Source organism: Ignavigranum ruoffiae (assembly GCF_900110675.1).
Lineage (GTDB): Bacteria > Bacillota > Bacilli > Lactobacillales > Aerococcaceae > Ignavigranum > Ignavigranum ruoffiae.
In genome coordinates, this window is record NZ_FOEN01000014.1 from 1 (window position 1) to 22,227 (window position 22,227).

Genomic DNA, 22,227 nt, shown 5'->3' on the forward strand with positions numbered 1-22,227 from the left:
GTAAAGGGAATTGTTATGATAATGCCCCGATCGAAAATTTCTTTAGTGTGATGAAACAGGAGATGTATTATGGGAAAATATATCGAAGTTACAAGGAATTAGAAACTGCAATCACAGATTACATTCAGTATTATAACGAAGAACGAATTAAAGAAAAATTGAATTGGCTAAGTCCTGTGGCATATAGAAAAGCGCAAGCGGCTTAACAATTTATCATTAAACCAAAAGAGAGACAAACACAAAATAGTGTTCATCTCTCTGGTCCAACTATTTGGGGTCACTCTAGTGGCTGGTCTTTTTTATTTGTTTAAAACTCTTCTTGTTAGTTACAAATATCACAATAGAACTTTAATAACAATAAATATGACTTGGAAAAGGCAAAGAAACAAAAAATATATTGATAAAAATTTCACAAGAAATTATAATAGTTACTGAAGGTAGCTAATATAAAAGGGGGAATTTTTTGGACATTATCAACTTGATGAAGCAGTTCGATTTTTCAGAGAGTGAGACGAAAGTTTATTTAACCTTACTTCAGAATGGCATTTTATCAGGCTATGAAACAGCAAGACTATCGGGTGTCGCTCGCTCGAAAGTGTATGAAGTCTTGGCTAACTTAGTCAGTAAAGGGGTCGTCAGAGTCAATAATCAGGATAAAGTATCTTATTATCAGGCGGAATCCAGTGAATTCTTAATTGAGAAATTAAGATTAAACACGGAAAAAGCATTACATGATTTATCCTTGGCTACCAATTTTTTCCAACCGAATGAATTTAATGATCAATTGTGGCATATGTCAGATTATCAAGCTATTCTATTAAAAACTCAGCAAATGATTGAACAGGCTGAAGAAGAGATATTACTACATATCTGGGTAGAAGATTTAACCGACCAAATCCAAGAAATTCTATTAAGAAAAGAAAAATCAGGGTTAAAAATTGTCATTATTCTGTTTGATCTGGACAAAAAATATACCTTCTCCAAGAAAATGAAAAATTGTTATATCCATGGTTTTGAAGAAGAAAAACTTGAAGAACGCCATCAAACACGATGGATTAACTTAGCCGTCGATAATCAAGAAATGATTTACGCCAGTATCAAAGATTGTTTGACTGCTGAGGCGACTTATACGTCTAATAAAAGCTTTGTTTTTTTCTCGAGAGAGTATGTACAACATGATGCGTATTGCTTGCGTATTGAAGAGAAGGCCATGCCTGAGTTAAAAGCTATTTTTGGTGAGAATTTAATTGGCATTCGGGATATTTTTAAAAGTTTTGAATAAGAAAGGAGCATTAACGTGCTTGTAAACATCATTTTAACTTTAATTGTGATTGTGAATGGCTTATTTGTTTATAGTTTTATCAAAGATCTTAAGTTACATTGGTCAGAATTGAAGGATGAACCAGGAAATCCGATCACGATGTTCATTAGTCAATTTATTATTTATTTCTTGTCCACCTTTGGTATTTCAGACTTTGCTATTGGTGCAGCCTTATATCCAAAAATGAAATGGGTCAATGCTAAGCGGCTTCCCGGAACTTTAAACACGGCCTGTGTTATTCCAGTAGCTACTATGGCGCTGGCTTATATTACCTCGATTGAAGTTGCATTGCCAACTTTGATCGTGGCTATTGTAGCTCAAGTCATAGGGGCTTATATCAGTCCGAAGTTTGTTGTTAAATTACCCGCAAGAACGATTAAATATCTCGTATCGATCGGTTTATTTGTCGCTGCTGCTGTAATTTTGGCTGGGAAATTTGGTTGGATGCCCGCAGGAGGAACAGCGACAGGATTGACTGGTTGGAAGTTAGTGGTGCTAGGAATCGGTAGTTTTATTTTCGGTGCCTTTAATAATATGGGTATCGGTTCTTATGCATTGACCATGGCTACTGTCTTTGCTTTGGGACTTGATCCTAGAATTGCTTTCCCAATCATGATGGGTGCTTGTACTTTCTCGGTCCCTGTTGGCTCCATGCAATTTATTAAATTAGATGCTTATTCACGGAAGATTACCCTCTTCTCTGCAACGGCTGGAGTGATTGGGGTCTTGATAGCCGTATTTATTGTAAAGAGTCTTGATGTATCCATTTTACAATGGGTAGTGGTTGCAGTGATTTTGTATTCAGCTTTGAGCCTTTTGTCAAGTTTGCGTCAGAGTGAAGAAGAATAATTAATAATCCAAGGACTTTACTTTAAGTTTATAATCTAAAGGCTTATGATGAAGATAGCCAGCTTGGAACAGATGAATGATATTCAGATTTATTCAAGGAGGATAATTAATGAAAATTCGTGTACTTAATGAAAGTGATATGAAGCAAGTCATGACTATGGGGGAAGCCATTGAGGCAGATAAAGAAGCACTTCGCTTATATTCAGAAGGCAAGTCTAATATCCCATTGCGCACCAATATTGACGTCACTGCTTATCAAGGGCAAAATTTATACATGCCTGGCTTAGCTGGAGATGCGGCCGGTATTAAGATTGTTTCCGTCTACCCTAATAATATTAAACAAGGAATCAATTCTGTACCGGCAACCATGATTATGTTAAATGAAAAGACCGGAGAAGTCTCCGCCCTAATGGACGGAACATACTTAACACGTCTACGGACGGGCGCTATTTCAGGAGCGGCAACGGACCTATTGGCCCGTCAAGATGCTAAGGTATTCGCCTTATTCGGTACTGGGGGTCAAGCGCAATATCAACTTGAAGCTATATTGACCGTTAGAAAGATTGAGAAAGTCTGGGTCTACGATATTGATTTGGATCGAGCTAAAGATTTTGCGCATAGAATGAATGAACTCTTTGGCGAGCTTTTTGAGGTAAGCATTGAGGCGGCTAGCTCACCAACTGAAGCCGTCCAAGATGCAGATATTATTACCACAGTTACCACCACTAAGACGCCGGTCTTTGATCTGGCCGATATTAAAGCTGGGGTCCATATTAATGGGGTTGGATCATATACCCCTGAAATGCAAGAACTTCCAGAAGAAATATTTGGTCAGGCGGGCAAGATATATCTTGATACTCGTGATGGCGTATTAAATGAATCAGGTGATTTGATAAATCCTTTAAAAGCTGGAATTATCCAAGAAAGTGATATTACCGGTGAATTGGGTGAATTGGTAGCTGATAAGACTGTGGGTAGACAAACAGGCGACGAGATAACCATTTTTAAAACGACTGGTTCTGCAGTTTTAGATATCGTAGTCGCCAAGGCGATTTATGAACAAGCCCTCGTCAAAAATATTGGTCAAGATATTGAGATGTAGGCTCAATCATCTGAATCTCAATTCTTTATTTGAATAGAGCAAAGCAATCCTGCGGGGTTGCTTTTTATTTGCTTAAGAGGAATATTTTTGAAACACATCGTCGAGTATCGAAGATTATTTCTCAGCATATCATTCAATAAATTTAAATTACGTTTTATAGATTGAATTTGCTACAATAGGGAGGATAGGAGGTGGGAAATGAAGACGAGTGTGTTTCGCTATATCATTTTATTGTTGGGTTTAGTTCAAATAATTGTGTCCAGTTCAGTCAAACTCAACTGGCAGACCACGATTCTTATCTTGTTCTTGCTTTTAGCCTTCCAATTACATTGGTATTTAATTCACTCAAATCGATTAAAAGTCGGAATGCTCTTTATTATTCAAGCTTTGATATATGCGATCTTCCTTCAATTCAAGGCTTTCCCCCAGATATTGATTGGATTGAGTCTCTTTGAAGCTTTCCTAGCGTTGAGCCAACCTTATTTTCTATCTTACAGTTTGTTGAATATACTGGCCTTAGCCATCATTGCTTTTTATTTTCCGTTGGGACAGGTTTTACCTTCATTTCTTTTTTTAATGGCACTGGTTTTAGCTTTGTTATTTTTCCGGCCTTATCTGCGACAATATCGCGAATTGAAAGAAGAACATTTTGAGAACATCAAGCAAGCTGACCAATGGCAAGCGGATTCCCAAACCATGCAGAATCATATCAACTTAATGCGTGAACTTTATGTCAGCAAAGAACGCAATCGAATTTCGCGCGATATCCATGATTCGGTCGGTCATGTCTTAACCACGATTATTGTGCAATTAGGAGCTATCGCCAAGCTTAGCGAAGACAGTTCTCCACAGGCTTCTGCGATGGCTGAACATCTGCGAGCTTTTGCCCAATCAGGAATGCAAGAAGTCAGACAGATTGTTCATCAAATGAAACCCGACGATTATCAGGACTATGCTTTTACTGCGCGCATCGAAGGACTGACCAAGGAATTTCAAGAATTAACCAAGATTGCAGTATTAATTAATCGTAATCCAAGTCGTTGGCAACTAACTACAGCAATGGAAGAGGTAGTTATCCGTGCTGTTCAGGAGTTTTTAGCCAATAGCAACAAGCATGCTCAAGCGGATCAAATTCGGATTAACGAACATTATACAGATTTAGAATATATTCTGACCCTGAAGGATAATGGCCAGGGTGCCCAAGAAATTGTGCCCCATATGGGATTAATGGGCTTGGAAGAACGAATTCATGCCTTAGGCGGGAAAGTAAGCTTTACCACCAGTCCAGGTCGTGGTTTTCAGACACGCATTGTATTGAAACGAGGGGATACACTTGATTAAATTAATGATCGTTGATGATGAGATGTTGATTCGTTCCGGTTTAGCGATTTTATTATCTGGTTTTTCAGATATTGAAGTGGCGGCAGAGGCCGCGAACGGTCAAGAAGCACTCGACTGTTTGCAGAAACAAGCAGTAGATGTGATCCTCATGGATGTCCAGATGCCAGTGATGGATGGCATTGAAGCTACCCGACAAATAAAAAACTTGTATCCTGAGATTAAAATTATTATTTTAACAACTTTTCAAGATATGGAATATATCTCCCAAGCTATGCAGTTAGGAGCTTCTGGCTACTTGTTAAAGGATTCAAGTCATCAGGATATCTATGATGGCATTAAATTATCATTGTCAAATAAATTAGTATTGGATCAGGGTGTTAGCGATAAAATTATCAAGCTAGACCCAGTACAACCTCGATCAGAACGGCTTGACCAATATCAGTTGACCCCCAAAGAAATTCAAATATTGGAGTATTTGGCCCAGGGCTTAAATAATAAAGAAATTGCCGAGGCGATGTTTCTTTCTGAAGGGACCATTAAAAATAATGTCTCGTATCTTCTGACTAAGCTGAATTTACGAGATCGTACCCAATTAGCCATCTTTGCCTTTAAACACGGTCTGGCCCAAGACTGAATCAGTTAAATCTAGACAAAAAATACGGCTATTCCAGGAGTTTATAGCTTTGAAATCGAATGAATGACTTTTTACATAAAGTAGGATTTAAATAATCGTGACTTTAGTCATGCCATATCGTGACTTTTACGACTAGGTTCGCCTAGTCGTTTTTTCTATAATGGAGTTGTAAATAAGAGGAGGGGTTCTCGATGAGTCAAGTACAGATTAATAATATCTTTAAACGGTATGGTAAACAGGAAGTCCTTTCAAATGTGTCGCTAATGATTGAATCTGGCGAACGTTTCGGTTTAATCGGGCCGAATGGGGCTGGTAAATCAACCTTAATTGATATTCTAACCGGCTTAGTCGCTGCTGATTCAGGAGATATTTATGTAGATGGTCTAGAATTAAAGAAGAACTTGGTTCAAATTCGCCAGAATATTGGTTTAGTGCCGCAAGAGATTGCACTCTTAGAAGACGTAGATGCCCGATCGAATTTAGAATATTTTGGTGTATTGTATGGCCTATCGGGCAAAGTACTCAGAACACGAATTGATGAAGCACTAGAGGTTACCGGTTTAACAGACCACCTTAAAAAAGCCACCAAAACTTTCTCCGGCGGGATGAAACGGCGCCTAAATATTGCCGCAGCCATCTTACATCATCCTAAACTGCTAATATTAGATGAGCCGACCGTAGGTGTTGATCCACAATCACGTAATAAAATCTTTGAATTTGTTAAATTTATGAATGAGAATTATCAAACAACCGTCCTGTATACTTCACACTACATGGAAGAGATTGAAGCACTCACTGAGCGGCTATTTATTCTCGACCAAGGTAAACAAGTGGCTTATGGAACACAGGACGAGATTAAAGCCATGGTTCAAGACACCGTAAAATGGCGATTAGAATTGGCAAAAGCACCCAGTGACTTAGCAGAAAACTTGCAAGCAAAGATTGCCGGCATTGAACAATTGCAGGCAGAATTCAATCGCTTTGATTTAGTGGTCGATCCCAGTCAGTTTAAAGTGAGTGCATTAATTGATTTTATTCACGATCGTCACTTGGAATTAATCGCGCTAGCTAAAGTAGAATTAAGTTTAGAAGAAGCCTTCTTGCAGTTAACTGGCAAGCGTCTTCGAGATAAATAGGAGGGAGCAAGATGCAAAAATATTTTGCCTATCTGAAGAATGATTTTGTCCTAGCATTTAAGAGTTGGCAGAAAGTCATAATTTTATACTTATTCTTACCCATCTGTTTGATGGCCATAATGACGCTTTCGATGTCTTCAGTATTTCAAGCGGAATCTACAGACATTGAGCTGCCTCTGGCTATTGAAAATCTTGATCAGGGGCACTTAGGCAAGTCATTACAAAGTTATTTAGCCCAAGAGCCGTTGAAAGAATACTTTCAACTTGAGGAAGATGCAGCCATTAAAATCGTGATTCCTAAGAATTTCTCGGCCAATCCAGCTCAAGAAAACATTGAAATCATCACTTCAGGCAAGTACTCACAAATCGATTTAAGCCTGGTCAAGAATTTCATGCAATCTTGGCACCAGACCATCATTGACCAGCAAAACCTAGCCAAAGAAACTCAGCAGTTAGAAGGTCAGCAGGCTGAAGCCTTTAACAAGAAATTAGCAGCATTGAATCAGAGTTACCAACAAGATTTCGTAAGTTTTCAAGCAATGCAAACGACTCCATCACTGAAGGCGGTTGAATATTACTTTGTGGTAGCGATTCTCTATATTTGTATGATTGGTATGAATGCCTCCACGACCTTTGTCATTAAAGATGACTTCAAAGGATTAAATAAACGATTGGCGATTGTGCCTCTTAATCAATGGCAGAAAACGTTCTTTAATTGGTCGTCCAATACTTTGCAGATAACCTTCTTTTCCATATTACTGATGATCCTGGTCAGCTTTTATCCTGCTTTTACTATTAATACGTTGTGGAAATTAATTCCTTGGATGTTAGTCTATGCCGGACTTTTTATTGGATTGGGCCAAGTATTAAGTCAAATCGGTTCGAAGATGGCGGTGATGGTCAGTGTTCAAGTGATTTCTCTGCTATTTGCTTTCGTTGGCATTGTGCCCATGGGCGATATAATTGGCGGGGAATTCGGCCAAATATTCAAACAAAATTGGGGTCAGAAATTATTCTTCCAACCCATGCAGGATATTCTCTTAGGGCATCATGTCTTCGAACATGGTTCAATTTACCTTATATTACTTGGGCTTGTGTTCATTTTAGTATTACTGAATTACCTAATTTCTCGACGAAAGGCGGTGGCGTAGATGCGAATTTTTCGGCAATTATGTATTTTTCATCTCAAACGCATTCTAAAGAATCCGAAACTGCTATTATTAATCATTTTTCCAGTAGTGACGGTATCCTTTATGGCCTTTTTGATGGCCAGTCGGAGTAATCAGAGTACGGGCGACTTCGTCATTGACAGTCAGTCGGAATATTTCAATCAGAAGGTTTATCCAAAGTTATTGAAAGAACATCAACAAGCCTTGGTCAATAGTGAAAATCAACTAGCCGCCTTAGAACAAAAAGAAATTTCTATTATCTATCAGATTCCACAAGACTTTGAATCGACGGGACGAATTATTGCTCAGTCATTAGAAGGAGACGTTGAAGACCAGTATTTTCAAGAAGATGTTCACAAGCAATGGTATCAGCAACGCCAAGATGATCTATACCAGACCTTTGGCTTGAGTCAGAATCGGCAACAAGCTCCCCAAATTAAAGACCAAGAAGAACGGGCTGCTTTTTCAGTCATGATGTTGATGATTTTATTCATGATCTTTTACTTCATGTATCTGAATGCTTCGATCCTATCAGGTGATTTATTGAAGATGAAATTAAGTCAAGTTCTGAAACGGTCAATTGTTTCAGAAGCCTCAAATTGGATGATTATGGCTAGTCTGCTCCTAACGTATGGTTTTCTATTATTAGTGGCAAATCTCGTTTCAATTTTCGCATTGACTCAAATTTTCCAAGTAGAGATGAATAATTTGGGACTGATGATTGCTTTACTGGCTGCTAATATTATCTTTGTCTTAGGTTATATCATGGCCCTCTTTAGAGTCTTTAAATCGGTTGAAGTCTTACAAAGTATTTGTGTTGTCATAGGTATCGCTTTTGTCTTCTTACCCATGTTTGCCGATCAATTTGGCATGGAATATTTAGGGGTCATCTCACCTTTCTATTGGGTACTTAAAGGATTGGAATACTCAACATTCTGGCCTTATGGTTGGATTATCATCTTGATGGGTCTGGTTCTTTTTACAGCGGGATCCATTAAATTAGAACAACTCGTAGCTCGTGATTAACAGGATTGCAAAAATCCAGAGAATAATAAGTGTTCAATGCTTAGATAAACAAATAGAGAGTATGATCCGAGAAAGAAAAGAATGATTCATGAAATTAAGTGTTATCTAATGTTTAACACTGCTTGTATTGACCAACTTGATGGATCAAAGCATAGAATAGAATTTAAAATAAATGATTAACAAACTGAAGTAATTGATGAAGGCTCCTCGGCAATCGCTGAAGGGGCCATTTCTTTTATAAAAAATAGATTACTGAGGAAATATTAGCAGTGATGTTGATGAAAGTGAACGTCTGGTCTGACCGGAAAGTTATAGTCAACGAGTAGAAGGTAGCATCATTTCTGTTTGTAAAACAGAGTCAACGGTTTAAATATATTAAATTATGCTATAATCAAGAGAGATTTATGATGGTGTGGTTGCAATAAAGGAGCATATTATGTATACGATTGAGGAAGAAATTCAGAGAGAAAAGAAAGCCGAAATCGTGGCTGATATTTTGAGAGATTTGCCAGAATGGTTCGGAATCGAAGAAGCGACACAGTGGTATATAGACAATGCTAAGATTAGTACCTGTTTTGTCGCTTATGATGATCATCTGCCGGTTGGCTTCATCACATTGACGCCAACTAGCCCGGATTGTGCCGAAATTGTCTGCATGGGCGTCAGGAGAGCTTATCACCATCAAGGTATCGGCAGCCAGCTATTTGAGAAAGCTGAAGAATGGTCTGCCAAAGATTATTCTCTGCTCCAAGTTAAGACCGTCGATCAAGGATATTATAAAGAGTACGATGCAACTAATTTATTTTATCAACATTGCGGGTTCAAAAAGCTCGAAGTCTTCCCCGACCTCTGGGACGAACATAACCCATGCTTGGTGTGGGTGAAGGGATTAAAAATATAATACGGTGATGAAATGAAAACATATGTTAAACAAGTTAGCTTTAATGAACAAAGCCTTGAAGACTTTGTAAATCAAGTAGAGTATGATACAAATCAAAATCTGTACAAATGAGAAGAGTTATTAAATTTGCTAAAAGTTTTAAATCAAAATCATTGAGGTGAATTATGTCAAAAGGGATTATATATGCTATGACTACTGCAGTATCAGGTCTAATAAAAATTGGCAAAACAAGAGTAGAAAATTTTGAGCAGCGAATGTATTTTCTTGAAAAGAATGGTTATTCGAATGTTACTGCATTAAAAAGAAAATTTGCAATCATCGTTGATGATTATGAGGATAAAGAAACATTGCTTGATGAAATTTTTAGTAAAAGCAAAGTATTTAATACAGAATTGTATGCTTTGGATATTGACTTAGTAATTCAATTACTTTCATCTTTAGAAGGAGAGCAGATTTATCCTAAAGAAAAATCTAAAGAAGAAGTTTTTGATGAAGCTACAAGGGAAAGAGTGATACGAAATAATCAGAGATTTCTTCCAGATGGTGAATATTACTATAATAGAAAGATTAAAGGATTTGGAGAAGCTTATGGTAAAGCCTTAGTTAAAGATGGGATAATCACAGTGTTAGCAGGTAGTGTCTGTGCGCCTACTTTGCCAGGGGTTGTTCCAGAGGTAAGAAGAAATGCTGTTATCGTAGATAATATTTTGAAAGAGGATGTTATTTGCACATCTCCCTCCAGTGCTGGTTGGATAGTTTCAGGTAGATCAAATAATGGTTGGGTTGAGTGGAAAAATAAACATGGTCAATCTATAGATGTATACAGAAAAATAAATCGGAAAGGTTAAAATGTGAATGTGAATTGGAAAGATTACAATGTGAACATCTTAACATTTACAAGAAGGAGTGATATAATCAGGATAAATCAACGGTGATTTTATAAGATAGAGTAAAATGGTGTAATTTTTCTCTAAATATCTAACGAAAGGGGAAATCGAATGGAAAATACTCCGGACAGAATGATATTTGAATCGGTTCCAGGTAAACAAGTCACACTTGCCCATTTAATATCTAATCCTGATCCTAGAATATTCAATAAATTAGGCTTGTCTGATTCTATCTCGAATGCGATTGGTATATTAACTATAACACCTAGTGACGTAGCTATCATTGCTGTGGATTTAGCAAAAAAAGAAACCGATATCAAAATAGGATTTGTTGATCGTTTTTGTGGGGCTGTGTGTATATTAGGTGATGTTTCAGCTGTTGAAATGGGAATTAACAGAATAATTAAGGATTTACAAAGTAAGTTGGGATTCTCTGTTTGTAAAATAACAAGGACTTGATTAGTATGAATCAACGAATTATGATGATTGGGCCTGTAGGTCATGGGAAAACTAGCTTGATACAAGCCTTAGAGACAAAAACACAAGAATATAATAAAACACAAGATATTATATATTCTGGTAAATTCATTGACACACCAGGAGAATTTGTTCAGCATCGCCATTTCAATAATGCATTACAAGTTACCTCTCAGGACGCCTCTTTATTGTGCTTTGTATTGGATGCCAGAAGTAAGGAGCAAATTTTTTCTCCTAATTATGCTCAGAGTTTTAATAAACCTGTTATTGGTATAGTAACTCACATCGATGTAGCAACAGATGAAGAAATTATTAATGCAAGTAAGGAATTATTGAAAGCAGGAACAAATTTAATATTTAATATATCTACTGTGTCAGGAGATGGAATTGATGAATTAAAAAAATATTTAACGGAGGTGTAATTATATGCAGATATACACTAGGGTAGGTGACAAAGGTTTCACTAATGTAATTGGAGGAGAAAAGTTAGCTAAAGATAGTCCAAGAGTTAATTCTTATGGTGAATTAGATGAATTAAATAGTTTTGTAGGGTATGCAATTTCTATTTTAGATAAACCAGAAATTATTGAAGAGTTACACGAAGTACAAAAATTGATTTTTGATTGTGGAAGTGATTTAGCAGATCCTTCTGGCAATACAAAGCGAATTAACCAAGAAAAAGTTATCTGGTTAGAAAATAGAATTGATTTTTATTCAACTATACCAGACACTGTAGAATCATTTATTTTACCTGGTGGTTCTCAATTAGCAAGTGTATTACATATTTGCAGAACTGTTGCCCGTCGCGCAGAACGATCAGTGGTTTCTTTTCAATGGTCAAATGATATGAATCCTCAAAATTTAAAGTTTGTGAACCGCTTATCAGATTATTTTTATGCTTTGGCTAGGGCCGTGAATAAATGGGAAAATCAAATTGATAACTTATATGATCGTGGAGGAAAAGTATTTCACAATGAAATAAGTAAAAAAGATATATTAAGTTAGATAGGTATTGACAGCGGTTTTATTGTAATATATAATTGTAATATATAATCTAAATTGTTAATAAACATACAATGGTGTATGGTAAATGAGATACGCAACGAAGCGGAGCTATTTTTAGTTCGGCTATTTTTTTGTTTTTAAGGAGGGAAAGTATGACGATTTTAAATTTCGTCCCTCAAATTGTTGTTGGAGATAACGCTTTGGATTATCTTATGACCATTGAAGGCGATGAGATTTTTATTGTGACGGATAAATTTATTGCAGAATCTTCAATGATTGATGCTGTGAAGGAAAAATTATCTAATAAAAAAGTTACTGTGTTTTCTGACATTGTTCCAGATCCGCCGATAGATAATATTACTCAAGGAATTAAAGTATTAGAAGAATTAAATTCGAAAACAATAATTGCTATTGGAGGAGGATCTGCTTTAGATGCTGCTAAAGGTATATTGTACTTTGCTGCACAATCTGGTTTAGGAGTTTCTCGTGAAGAGATGACATTTATTGCGATACCAACAACTAGCGGAACAGGATCTGAAGTGACAGATTTTTCTGTAATCACAGATTCTGATAAAGGTATTAAGTACCCTTTGGTGACAAGAGATATATTGCCAGATGTGGCAATCTTATATACTGGTTTTGTAATGAATTTACCTAAACAGCAAACAGCGGATACTGGAATAGATGTTTTAACCCATGCAATTGAAGCTTATGTCTCAAAACAAGCAAATTCGATTTCTGATGCATTTGCAGAAAAAGCAATAAAAATAGTGTTTGAGTTCCTTCCAAAAGCATATGCTGAAGGACCGTATAACGCTAAAGCCCGGGAACAAATGCACCTAGCTTCTACGATGGCTGGTTTGGCATTTAATATGGTTTCATTAGGTATTAATCATAGTATCGCACATGCTATAGGTGGAAAGTACCACATGGTTCATGGTAGGATAAATGGGGTACTATTGAATCCAGTAATTCAATTCAATTCTGGATTAATCGATGATGAACTAATTTCTAACCAAAATAATTTAAATAGATATGCTGATATTGCTCACTTTATAGGTATTAAAATTAAAGAACCAAAATATGCAGTTCTTCAATTGAATAAAAAAATATCAGAGTTATTACAAGAATTGGATATGCCAACGACTTTTAAAACAATGGGACTGGATTCAGAAACATTAGTTAATGATTCTTTTGATATTGCACAAGTTGCTTTAAATGATCGTTGTACACCTACGAATCCTAGAACTCCAACAGATAAGGATATTATGGATATTATCAATTTAGCAAAATAAATGAGGGAGTGAGTTAATTGAATACACAACGCATGATACAAGAGTATGTGCCAGGGAAACAATTAACCATTGCTCACTTGATTGCCAATCCAGATGATGAACTTTTTGGGAAGATGGGAATTGTAGGGTTTGAAAAATCTGCTATTGGAATTGCAACCATTACACCGAGTGAGACAATTATTATTGCCGTGGATATTGCTACAAAAAATGCTGAGGTTGAAATTGGTTTTTTAGATAGATTCTCAGGCTCCATGATTATTGTGGGGACCTTTAGTTCGGTTAAATCAGCATTAGAAGTAATGATAAAAACTTTGAAAGAGGAAATGGATTTTGATGTGGTAGAAGTCAGTGTAACGTAACGGGGGTAGCTTTTATGAAGGCAAGGATTCTAATTGTTGATGATGAGAAGATCACCCGAATGGATTTAAAAGAAATTTTGAATCATTCTGGATATTGTGTGGTGGGTGAGGCTAAAGATGGTTTTGAGGCTATTACTTTAAGCAAAAAATTAAAACCAGATCTTGTTATTATGGATATAAAGATGCCAGGTCTTGACGGCTTAACTGCTTCACAACGCATTTTGAAAAACGGAACAGCATCGACAGTTGTATTGTTAACGGCATATAGTGATATGGAATTCATAAAAGTTGCTAAAGAAATTGGTGCGTTAGGTTATGTGGTTAAACCAATTGACGAACGTTTTTTAATTCCGACCATTGAATTGGCAATTGAAAATGGGAAGAATAAAAAGAAACTTGTGGAAGAAATTGATACCATTTCTACTAAATTAAAGAATAGAATAATCATAGATCGAGCTAAAGGTTATCTGATGACTAGAGATAATTTAACAGAAGATCAAGCATATAAAGAACTTAGGAAAATTAGTATGGATAAAAGATTACCAATGGCTACCATCGCTGAAATGTTAGTTGGTGAATAATGAATTATAAATCTTATAATGATATCCAAAATTTGTGTAAAAAACACTCTAATTTAAATGATAACGATATATATCAACTAGAAATGATTGCAAAAGAGTTGTTAGTAGATGAGATGAATTCGGAGAAAGATATTTTTATTGATGTGAAAGACGAATTGAGTAATGAAGCTATAGTTGTTTTTCATAGATGTCCTCTAACTAGTAAATCTTTGTATAAAAATATGGTTATTGGGAAAGTGGCTTTCAGAAAAGATGAGCCAGGGCCTTTGCGAACATTAGAAACTGGTCAACAGTCTCAGGGATTGTTTGCGCAAACTCAAGAAGGCTTGATTATAAAACAAAATGTTTCACCAATAATTTCTGAGGGAAAAGTAATTGGAGTTATCATTGTTGAGGAAGATTTGAGTGAGCAAATTAAAGATACATTCGATTTAGTTGGTTCAACAAAGAATGTTGTGGATGTTCAAGAGGCAATTTCTGAATTGAATTCCATCGACGATACTATTTCTGACAATCTTGATGATATTATTTTTATGTTTGATTTAGATGGCAAGCTTAAGTATCATAATAAAGCTGCAAAAAGTTGTTATCAAACTTTTGGATATAAAAATAAGCTCGATAATTTAGATTATGATAATTTAACTCTTGATAAAGTTACTTTTGATCAAGTAATGTATGATTTCTTGCAAATGAAGCGAACAAAAATTGAAAAAAAATTTACATTTAATAATCGTAGCTTTACTTCTAAAACTATTTATTTAGTAGAGAAAAAAATGATTCTATTGATAATAAAGGAAAATAAAATTTCTTTTACAGAGGAATCTATGCATTTGTTAGATAATATAGAAATTCAAGAAATCCATCATAGAGTGAAAAATAATTTACAATCAATCATATCTATTCTTAGATTACAATCTAGAAGAGTAAAAAGTGAAGAGTCAAGAAAGGTTCTCATGGAATCGGTCAATAGAGTGCTCGCAATAGCTGCTACTCACGAGTTATTATCAAGACAAAAACGCACTGATGTTAAAATTAATTTAGTCTTGGACCGCGTTTTAGATAACTTAAAGCGAGTCTATATGGAGGGCTCAAGGATAAATTTTAAAGTTAAGGTTGATCCAGATATAGTTTTAGACAATAACAGAGCCGTAGCTCTATCTTTGATAATTAACGAGGTAATTCAAAATAGTTTTGAACATGCTTTTGATAAAAAAATTGTCATCCTGAAATTAGAGTAGATGTGCAACAAAGAGAGACGTGGATAATTGTTGAATTATGTGATAATGGTATAGGCTTTAAAACTGATGAAATAAGTGATTCTAGATTGGGGTTACAAATTGTTCAATCTTACGTTATTGAAAAATTGAATGGTGAGTTAACTATTAATTCTGAACCCGGAAAAGGAACTAAATTCACAATAAAATTTAATAGAGTTGATAATTAACAATGGGGTTAATTAATTATGTAAGCAAAGGCGCTACGAATACTGTTATTCGTTGCGCTCTTTTTTTGGAGGTGAGTAAGTGAGCGATAAATTATTAAGTGTTGGGATTGATATAGGCACTTCAACTACACAAATGATTCTTTCTTTAATTTCTTTTGAAAACATGGCATCTAGTTTTACGGTTCCTAGGATAGTTATCACTGATAAAAAAATAATATATAAGAGCGATATAATAATTACTCCAATTGAAGATAACTTAATTGATGCAGATCAAATCAAAAAGTTTATCATTGATGAATATAAAAAAGCAGGAATCCAGAAGCAAGATATTAAAACTGGCGCAGTAATTATTACCGGAGAATCAGCTAGAAAAGTAAATGCAGAAAATGTCGCTAATGCATTAAGTGGTTTTGTTGGTGATTTCGTAGTGGCAACAGCTGGACCAGATTTGGAAAGTATTATAGCGGGTAAAGGATGTGGGGCTTTTGATTTTAGTAAAAATCAGCATGATTTAGTTGTGAATCTAGATATTGGTGGTGGGACAACAAATTTAGTTGTTTTTAATGACGGAGATGTTATTGATACAGCTTGTTTTGATATTGGTGGTCGGCAAATTAAGGTTGATCAGATGGCAAAAGTGAGCTATATAGCTCCGAAAGTTAAAGAAATTATTGAAAATGAGAATATCAAAATAAAATTGGGTGAGGTTCTTAAACTATCAGAAGTAAAAAAACTGGCTAATATTTTTGTAGATGTTATCAGTAATTCGATAGGTATCGGAGAGAAAAGCCCATATTTTGATCTATTGATAACTCATAAACCATTAAATTTGGAAAGATATCCTAAAATTAAAAATATCTCTTTTTCTGGGGGCGTGGCTGATTGTATCGACGATTTTAATGATGATGAATTAAAAGAATTCCCATATGGAGATATCGGATATGTTTTAGGAAACTCTCTCAATCAATCTGCAATTATTAAAGATAATAATATTGTAGATACAGTAGAAACTATACGTGCAACCGTTGTTGGAGCTGGATCGCATACATTAGATATTAGTGGGAGCACAGTTAGCTTCGATATAAAAGCATTACCAGTAAAAAATATTCCTGCGATTTCATTTTCAAATGAGGAAGTTGATAACTTTCCACAACTTCCAGAAATTATCAATGAAAGAATCCTTTGGCACGCTGATGATGCAATTCATAATTGTGCTTTATGTTTTAAGGGACTTCATAGTCCAGATTATCAATATATTATTAATTTAGGAGATGCAATAATAAAGGGGGCTGAAAAAATTCTTAATTTGGATTTTCCGTTAATCATTATTATTGAGAATGATATGGCTAAATCCTTAGGTCATTATATAAAAGCTAAGATTGGGTCATCAAAACAAATGATTTGTATCGATCGAGTAATCACTGGTGATGGAGATTATGTTGATATTGGAAATCCAATAGCACAAGGAGAAGTGTTACCTGTAGTTGTGAAGACTTTAGTATTTAGTTAGGGAGGAAATAGAATGATTTTAAAAACAAAACTTGCTGGAGAAATCTTTGAATTTAAATCAGTAAAAGAAGTTCTAGGAAAAGCAAATGAAGAAAAGTCTGGTGATAAATTAGCTGGGGTTGCAGCAGAAAATGCACAAGAAAGAGTAGCTGCCAAATATGTATTGAGTAATTTAACTCTTGAAGATTTGTACAATAATCCTGTTGTTCCCTATGAGGAGGATGAGGTTACAAGGGTCATTATAGATCAAGTTAATATGACCATTTATGAAAAAATCAAACATTGGACCGTAGCAGAATTACGTGAATGGTTATTATCAGATGATACTACTGATTATGATATTCATATGATTCGTAATGGACTAACTTCTGAAATGATAGCAGGGGTTTGTAAAATAATGAGTAACCTTGACTTAATTTTAGCGGCTAAAAAAATGGTCATTACTAAAACTTGTAAGACTACTATTGGTATTCCGGGAACTTTTTCTTCTCGATTACAACCAAACCATACAACTGACGATATTGATGGAATTATGGCATCAGTTATGGAAGGAGTTTCCATGGGGTCCGGTGATGCTTTAATTGGATTAAACCCAGTTGATGATTCTTTAGAATCTGTTAAACGAATTTTGAACACTTTTAATGAATTCATCGAAGAATGGGACATTCCAACTCAACACTGTGTGTTGGCTCATGTTTCTACTCAAATGAAAGCTATGGAAGACGGAACTCCATTAAGTTTAGTGTTCCAGTCTATAGCAGGTTCTCAAAAAGGAAATGAAGCCTTTGGTATTTCCGTCAAGATGCTTGATGAGGCATATGCATTAGCTAAAAAACACAGTACTGCACCAGGACCAAACTTAATGTATTTTGAAACTGGACAAGGATCAGAACTTTCTTCTGAAGCAAACTCTGGTGCTGACCAAGTAACGATGGAAGCTCGATGCTATGGATTAGCCAAAAGATATGATCCATTTTTAGTCAATACTGTAGTCGGTTTTATTGGCCCAGAATATTTGTATGACTCAAAACAAGTAATCCGAGCCGGTCTAGAAGATCATTTTATGGGTAAATTGACGGGGATATCTATGGGTTGTGATATTTGTTATACCAATCACATGAAAGCGGATCAAAATGATGCGGAAAATTTAACTGTTTTATTAGCTGCAGCGGGTGTTAATTATATCATGGCAATTCCTAATGCAGATGATATCATGCTTAATTATCAAACTACAGGTTATCATGAAACGGCTGCCATTCGTCAAATCTTGAATCGTCGCCCAATTAAAGAATATGAGGAATGGTTGGAAAAGAATGGATTTATGAAAGACGGGAAACTGACTGAACTTGCGGGCGATGGTTCATATTTCTTAAAAAAATAAGATAGGGGGAGATTAGTGTGAATGAACAAGATTTAAAAAAGATGATTCAAGATATTTTATCAGAGGTAGTTACTGACTCAAAATTATCCAATGATGCTAAAGTAAAATCACCTACCAATGGAACAGAGATTGATACTGATTCTACCTTAAACGATATTGCTGAAGTAAATATTCGTGAACAATATCTAGTTCCGAATCCGGTTAATGGTGAAGCATTTAAAAAATTAAAACTTAAGACCCCTGCTCGTTTAGGTTTGTGGCGTGCTGGAACTCGTTATTTGACAGAACCTATGTTACGTTTTCGATTTGATCATGCAGCAGCACAAGATGCAGTGTTCAATGATGTTTCTGAAGAGTTTGTAAAACAAATGGGATTTGTTCCTGTTAAAACTATTTGCCAAGATAAAGATGAATATTTAACTCGACCAGACTATGGTCGCAAATTTGATGAAGAAAATATTGATATTATAGAAAAAACAATTAAGAAAAACGCAAAGGTTGCGGTTCTAGTTGGCGATGGTTTAAGTTCGATTGCGATAGAAGCAAATGTGGAAAGAGTGCTTCCTTCTTTAGAACAAGGTTTAAAAAATCATGGATTAGAAATGGGCGATATTTTGTTTGTGAAATATGCTCGTGTCCCAGCTATGGATAAAGTTGCTGAAGTAACTGGCGCTGAAGTGGTATGTTTTCTAATTGGAGAACGCCCAGGTCTTGTAACAGCAGAATCTATGAGTGCTTATATGGCATATAAACCAACGGTCGGAATGCCGGAAGCACGCCGAACTGTCATATCTAATATTCATGATGGTGGGACACCGGCAGTTGAAGCAGGTGCCTATATAGCAGATACAATTAAAAAAATGTTAGATCTAAAAAAATCTGGTACAGATTTGTATTAAGGAGGAAAGTAAATGCTAGGTGAACGACTAGGTGCAAATGTTCTAAGTGTCCAATTGATTCCCAATGTTGATCAAGGATTAATTGAAGCATTAAACTTAAATGAAAACCAGCGAAGTATTGGAATTATTACCTCGGATTGCGACGATGTAACCTATGTAGCTCTAGATGAAGCTACCAAAGCAGCCGAAGTTCAAGTAGTTTATGGTAGAAGTATGTATGCTGGAGCTGGAAATGCTCAAACTAAATTAGCTGGAGAGGTAATTGGAATACTTGCGGGTCCAAGTCCTTCTGAAGTAAAATCCGGTTTGGAAGCAGCTTGTCGTGTAATCGAAAATGAAGCAAGCTTCTATAGTGCAAATGATGATAATTCTATTCCTTATTTTGCCCATTGTATTTCAAGAACCGGTTCATATTTATCAGAAGGAGCAAACATTGCTGAGGGAGAGGCTTTGGCTTATTTAATTGCTCCACCATCTGAAGCAATTGTCGGCATCGATGCGGCGTTAAAGGCAGCTGATGTTACAATGGGAGCTTTTTATGGACCCCCTTCAGAAACTAACTTTGCTGGCGCTTTATTAACAGGTACACAATCTGCATGTAAAGCGGCTTGTGATGCGTTTGCCTCAACAGTGATTTCAGTAGCTAATAATCCTATCAAATATTAAGTAGGTGATATTTTTGTCTTCGAATGCACTAGGTATGGTTGAAGTTAGAGGGTTATTAGCATCTATTATTGCAGCGGATACGGCGGTAAAATCTGCCAATGTCCATTTAATAGACAATCAAACCATTAGAGGCGGTCTGACAAGTGTTGAATTGTTTGGTGATGTAGGTGCAATAAGAGAAGCTATTGAATCAGCAAAAAAGGCGGTCAGCGAAATGGATTGTTATGTCAGCTCAAATGTAATTGCTAATTTAGATCCTCAAGTAGAAGAAATGTTAATAAAATCAATCGAAAAAAAGAATAAAAAATATAATCAAAAAAATTTACAAGATGAATCTAAGCAAACCGGAAGCTCTGCGAATGAAAAAGAGAAGAAATCTGATATTGAAGCCGATTCTAAAAACCAGTTGAAGATAGAAAATTCTAGACTTACTTCAACAACTGTTTATTCAAATCATGATTCCTCTAATGAGGGAGATATTGAAACTTTTGAGAAAGATACCACAGATTTAAAAGAAAATAATAATATCATTGTGGAACAGTATTTGGAAAAAATAGAGAAAAATAAACTATCTGAATTAAAAGTTACCGAACTTAGATCATTAGCTTATAAAATGGAATTAAAAAAAATGTCCAAAGCAGACATAAAATTTGCTAAAAAAGATGAATTAATTAAAGCGATCTTGAATGAAGGGGTTGAGTAGGTTTGTTAGATAAAGATTTGAGTTCAATTCAAGAAGTCCGAGATTTGCTTCGAAAAGCAACAGAGGCTCAAAAAGTTTTAGCCAAAATGAGTCAAGAAAAAATCGATAGCCTGTGTAAAGCTATTGCCAAAGCAGGTTATGATAATCGAGAATTATTAGCTCGGATGGCAGTGGATGAAACTGGTTTTGGAATTGTTGAAGATAAAATAATAAAAAATGAGTTTGCTTCAAAATATGTTTTAGATGCAATTAAAGATATGAGAACAGTAGGTATAATTGAGGAAGATACCGAAAAAAAATATATGGAGGTAGCGGTACCAGTAGGCGTTGTGGCAGGATTAATACCATCAACTAACCCTACTTCAACGGTTATTTATAAAACCTTAATCTCAATTAAAGCAGGAAACTCTATTGTTTTTTCTCCGCATCCATCGGCGAAGGACTCTATTTTAAAAACAGTGGAGCTCCTTCAACAAGCAGTTGAAGAGGCAGGTTGTCCCAAAGAAGTTATTGGTGTTATTACAAATCCGACGATGGCAGCAACTGATGAGCTCATGAAGAACTCTTTAACCAAATTAATTCTTGCTACCGGTGGATCTGCAATGGTCAAAGCTGCTTATTCTTCAGGAACACCTGCTATTGGTGTAGGTCCAGGAAATGGCCCAGCTTATATTGAAAGAACAGCAGATATCAAACAGGCTATTAAAGATATTATTGATTCAAAAACATTTGATAATGGAACGGTGTGTGCCTCAGAACAATCCATTATTGCTGAAACAGTCAATAAAGAAGAAATTATTGAGGAATTGAAACATCAGGGAGCTTATTTCTTAAATGAAGATGAGTCAAAGAAATTAAGCAAATTTGTTTTGCGCGCGAATGGAACAATGAACCCTCAAATTGTAGGTAAAAGTGTTGAAACTATTGCGGAATTAGCAAATCTATCTATACCGAAAGGAACTAAAGTACTTGTAGCTCCTGAAAATCGTGTAGGTAAAGAAATTCCATTTTCTCGAGAAAAGCTTGGCCCTATTCTAGCTTTTTATTCTGTAAATGACTGGAAAGAAGCTTGTCATTTAGCTTTTGAAATTTTGACAAACGAAGGCGCAGGCCATACTATGACTATTCATTCCCAAGATGAAGAAGTCATTCGTCAATTTGCCCTAGAAAAACCAGTATCACGACTTCTAGTAAATACTCCGGCTACTCTTGGTGGGATTGGTGCATCTACTAATCTATTTCCAGCTTTGACTCTTGGATGCGGCGCAGTCGGTGGAAGTTCCACATCTGATAATATCAGTCCAATGAATTTATTTAATGTTCGTCGAATTGCTTGGGGTGTTAAAAGCATGGAAGAAATTAGACCAGCTAAAGATGAGAGAAAATTATCGGATAATGAAGAATTATCTCAAGAACAATTGATTGACCTTTTAGTAAATAAAATATTAGAAAAGCTATAATTGGGGGGGAACAATAAATGAATAATGCACTCGGAATGATTGAAACAAAAGGCTTAGTTGCATCAATTGAAGCTGCAGATGC

26 protein-coding genes are annotated in these 22,227 nt (G+C 35.6%); all 26 read left to right on the plus strand.

Annotated elements, in window-relative coordinates; all coding sequences use genetic code 11:
- Window positions 1-206: IS3 family transposase (locus BMX34_RS08605; protein ID WP_143440755.1), on the plus strand; the 206-nt coding region annotated here is incomplete at its 5' end.
- Window positions 207-463: 257 nt separating this feature from the next.
- A complete protein-coding gene (locus BMX34_RS08610) occupies window positions 464-1,282 on the plus strand; it encodes a TrmB family transcriptional regulator (RefSeq protein ID WP_092572624.1) in 819 nt (272 codons plus the stop codon).
- Between the two features lie 15 nt (window positions 1,283-1,297).
- The gene (locus BMX34_RS08615) at window positions 1,298-2,170 is read left to right on the plus strand and encodes a sulfite exporter TauE/SafE family protein (protein ID WP_092572625.1); all 873 of its coding nucleotides are present in this window, start codon (window positions 1,298-1,300) and stop codon (window positions 2,168-2,170) included.
- A 115-nt stretch (window positions 2,171-2,285) separates the two neighbouring features.
- Window positions 2,286-3,272, plus strand: coding sequence for an ornithine cyclodeaminase family protein (locus tag BMX34_RS08620; RefSeq protein ID WP_200793438.1), 987 nt, complete (start codon window positions 2,286-2,288; stop codon window positions 3,270-3,272).
- Between the two features lie 198 nt (window positions 3,273-3,470).
- The gene (locus tag BMX34_RS08625; protein WP_092572627.1) at window positions 3,471-4,613 is read left to right on the plus strand and encodes a sensor histidine kinase; all 1,143 of its coding nucleotides are present in this window, start codon (window positions 3,471-3,473) and stop codon (window positions 4,611-4,613) included.
- Window positions 4,606-5,247, plus strand: a complete 642-nt coding sequence (locus BMX34_RS08630) for a response regulator transcription factor (RefSeq protein WP_234971712.1) — start codon at window positions 4,606-4,608, stop codon at window positions 5,245-5,247. Before BMX34_RS08625 ends, BMX34_RS08630 begins: the two co-directional genes overlap by 8 nt.
- Window positions 5,248-5,438: 191 nt before the next feature.
- Entirely contained in the window at window positions 5,439-6,383 is a 945-nt protein-coding gene (locus BMX34_RS08635; protein WP_092572628.1) for an ABC transporter ATP-binding protein, read from the plus strand.
- A gap of 11 nt (window positions 6,384-6,394) precedes the next feature.
- Window positions 6,395-7,534: an ABC transporter permease gene (locus BMX34_RS08640; RefSeq protein WP_092572629.1), complete on the plus strand. Its 1,140-nt coding sequence runs from the start codon at window positions 6,395-6,397 to the stop codon at window positions 7,532-7,534.
- Window positions 7,535-8,578 carry an ABC transporter permease gene (locus tag BMX34_RS08645; RefSeq protein ID WP_092572630.1) on the plus strand — a complete coding sequence of 348 codons (1,044 nt, stop codon included), beginning with the start codon at window positions 7,535-7,537 and terminating at the stop codon, window positions 8,576-8,578.
- A 436-nt stretch (window positions 8,579-9,014) separates the two neighbouring features.
- Entirely contained in the window at window positions 9,015-9,479 is a 465-nt protein-coding gene (locus BMX34_RS08650; RefSeq protein WP_092572631.1) for a GNAT family N-acetyltransferase, read from the plus strand.
- A gap of 164 nt (window positions 9,480-9,643) precedes the next feature.
- Entirely contained in the window at window positions 9,644-10,327 is a 684-nt protein-coding gene (locus BMX34_RS08655; protein ID WP_092572632.1) for a DUF4357 domain-containing protein, read from the plus strand.
- Window positions 10,328-10,498: 171 nt separating this feature from the next.
- Window positions 10,499-10,825: a BMC domain-containing protein gene (locus tag BMX34_RS08660; RefSeq protein ID WP_092572644.1), complete on the plus strand. Its 327-nt coding sequence runs from the start codon at window positions 10,499-10,501 to the stop codon at window positions 10,823-10,825.
- Window positions 10,826-10,830: 5 nt separating this feature from the next.
- Entirely contained in the window at window positions 10,831-11,265 is a 435-nt protein-coding gene (locus tag BMX34_RS08665; protein WP_143440757.1) for a EutP/PduV family microcompartment system protein, read from the plus strand.
- Between the two features lie 4 nt (window positions 11,266-11,269).
- The gene (locus tag BMX34_RS08670; RefSeq protein ID WP_092572633.1) at window positions 11,270-11,848 is read left to right on the plus strand and encodes a cob(I)yrinic acid a,c-diamide adenosyltransferase; all 579 of its coding nucleotides are present in this window, start codon (window positions 11,270-11,272) and stop codon (window positions 11,846-11,848) included.
- 152 nt (window positions 11,849-12,000) lie between these two features.
- Window positions 12,001-13,143: a 1-propanol dehydrogenase PduQ gene (locus BMX34_RS08675; protein WP_092572634.1), complete on the plus strand. Its 1,143-nt coding sequence runs from the start codon at window positions 12,001-12,003 to the stop codon at window positions 13,141-13,143.
- A gap of 32 nt (window positions 13,144-13,175) precedes the next feature.
- On the plus strand, window positions 13,176-13,502 hold the full coding sequence (locus tag BMX34_RS08680; RefSeq protein ID WP_092572646.1) for a BMC domain-containing protein: 327 nt from the start codon (window positions 13,176-13,178) through the stop codon (window positions 13,500-13,502).
- A gap of 14 nt (window positions 13,503-13,516) precedes the next feature.
- Window positions 13,517-14,083, plus strand: coding sequence for an ANTAR domain-containing response regulator (locus BMX34_RS08685; RefSeq protein ID WP_092572635.1), 567 nt, complete (start codon window positions 13,517-13,519; stop codon window positions 14,081-14,083).
- On the plus strand, window positions 14,083-15,321 hold the full coding sequence (locus BMX34_RS08690) for a sensor histidine kinase (protein WP_092572636.1): 1,239 nt from the start codon (window positions 14,083-14,085) through the stop codon (window positions 15,319-15,321). The genes BMX34_RS08685 and BMX34_RS08690 overlap by 1 nt, the downstream gene beginning before the upstream one ends.
- A 2-nt stretch (window positions 15,322-15,323) precedes the next feature.
- Entirely contained in the window at window positions 15,324-15,527 is a 204-nt protein-coding gene (locus BMX34_RS10015) for an ATP-binding protein (RefSeq protein ID WP_159428909.1), read from the plus strand.
- Window positions 15,528-15,606: 79 nt separating this feature from the next.
- Window positions 15,607-17,037 carry an ethanolamine ammonia-lyase reactivating factor EutA gene (gene eutA, locus BMX34_RS08700; protein ID WP_092572638.1) on the plus strand — a complete coding sequence of 477 codons (1,431 nt, stop codon included), beginning with the start codon at window positions 15,607-15,609 and terminating at the stop codon, window positions 17,035-17,037.
- Window positions 17,038-17,049: 12 nt separating this feature from the next.
- Window positions 17,050-18,417 carry an ethanolamine ammonia-lyase subunit EutB gene (locus BMX34_RS08705; RefSeq protein WP_092572639.1) on the plus strand — a complete coding sequence of 456 codons (1,368 nt, stop codon included), beginning with the start codon at window positions 17,050-17,052 and terminating at the stop codon, window positions 18,415-18,417.
- A 17-nt stretch (window positions 18,418-18,434) separates the two neighbouring features.
- Window positions 18,435-19,316, plus strand: a complete 882-nt coding sequence (gene eutC / locus BMX34_RS08710; RefSeq protein WP_092572640.1) for an ethanolamine ammonia-lyase subunit EutC — start codon at window positions 18,435-18,437, stop codon at window positions 19,314-19,316.
- A gap of 12 nt (window positions 19,317-19,328) precedes the next feature.
- Window positions 19,329-19,982 (plus strand): ethanolamine utilization microcompartment protein EutL, encoded by a 654-nt coding sequence (gene eutL, locus BMX34_RS08715; RefSeq protein WP_092572641.1) that lies wholly within the window; start codon window positions 19,329-19,331, stop codon window positions 19,980-19,982.
- Window positions 19,983-19,995: 13 nt separating this feature from the next.
- A complete protein-coding gene (locus BMX34_RS09875) occupies window positions 19,996-20,685 on the plus strand; it encodes a BMC domain-containing protein (protein ID WP_234971713.1) in 690 nt (229 codons plus the stop codon).
- Window positions 20,686-20,687: 2 nt separating this feature from the next.
- Window positions 20,688-22,145, plus strand: a complete 1,458-nt coding sequence (locus tag BMX34_RS08725) for an acetaldehyde dehydrogenase (acetylating) (RefSeq protein ID WP_092572642.1) — start codon at window positions 20,688-20,690, stop codon at window positions 22,143-22,145.
- A 17-nt stretch (window positions 22,146-22,162) separates the two neighbouring features.
- Window positions 22,163-22,227 (plus strand): BMC domain-containing protein (locus BMX34_RS09880; RefSeq protein WP_412457640.1); only part of this gene is annotated, 65 nt, incomplete at its 3' end.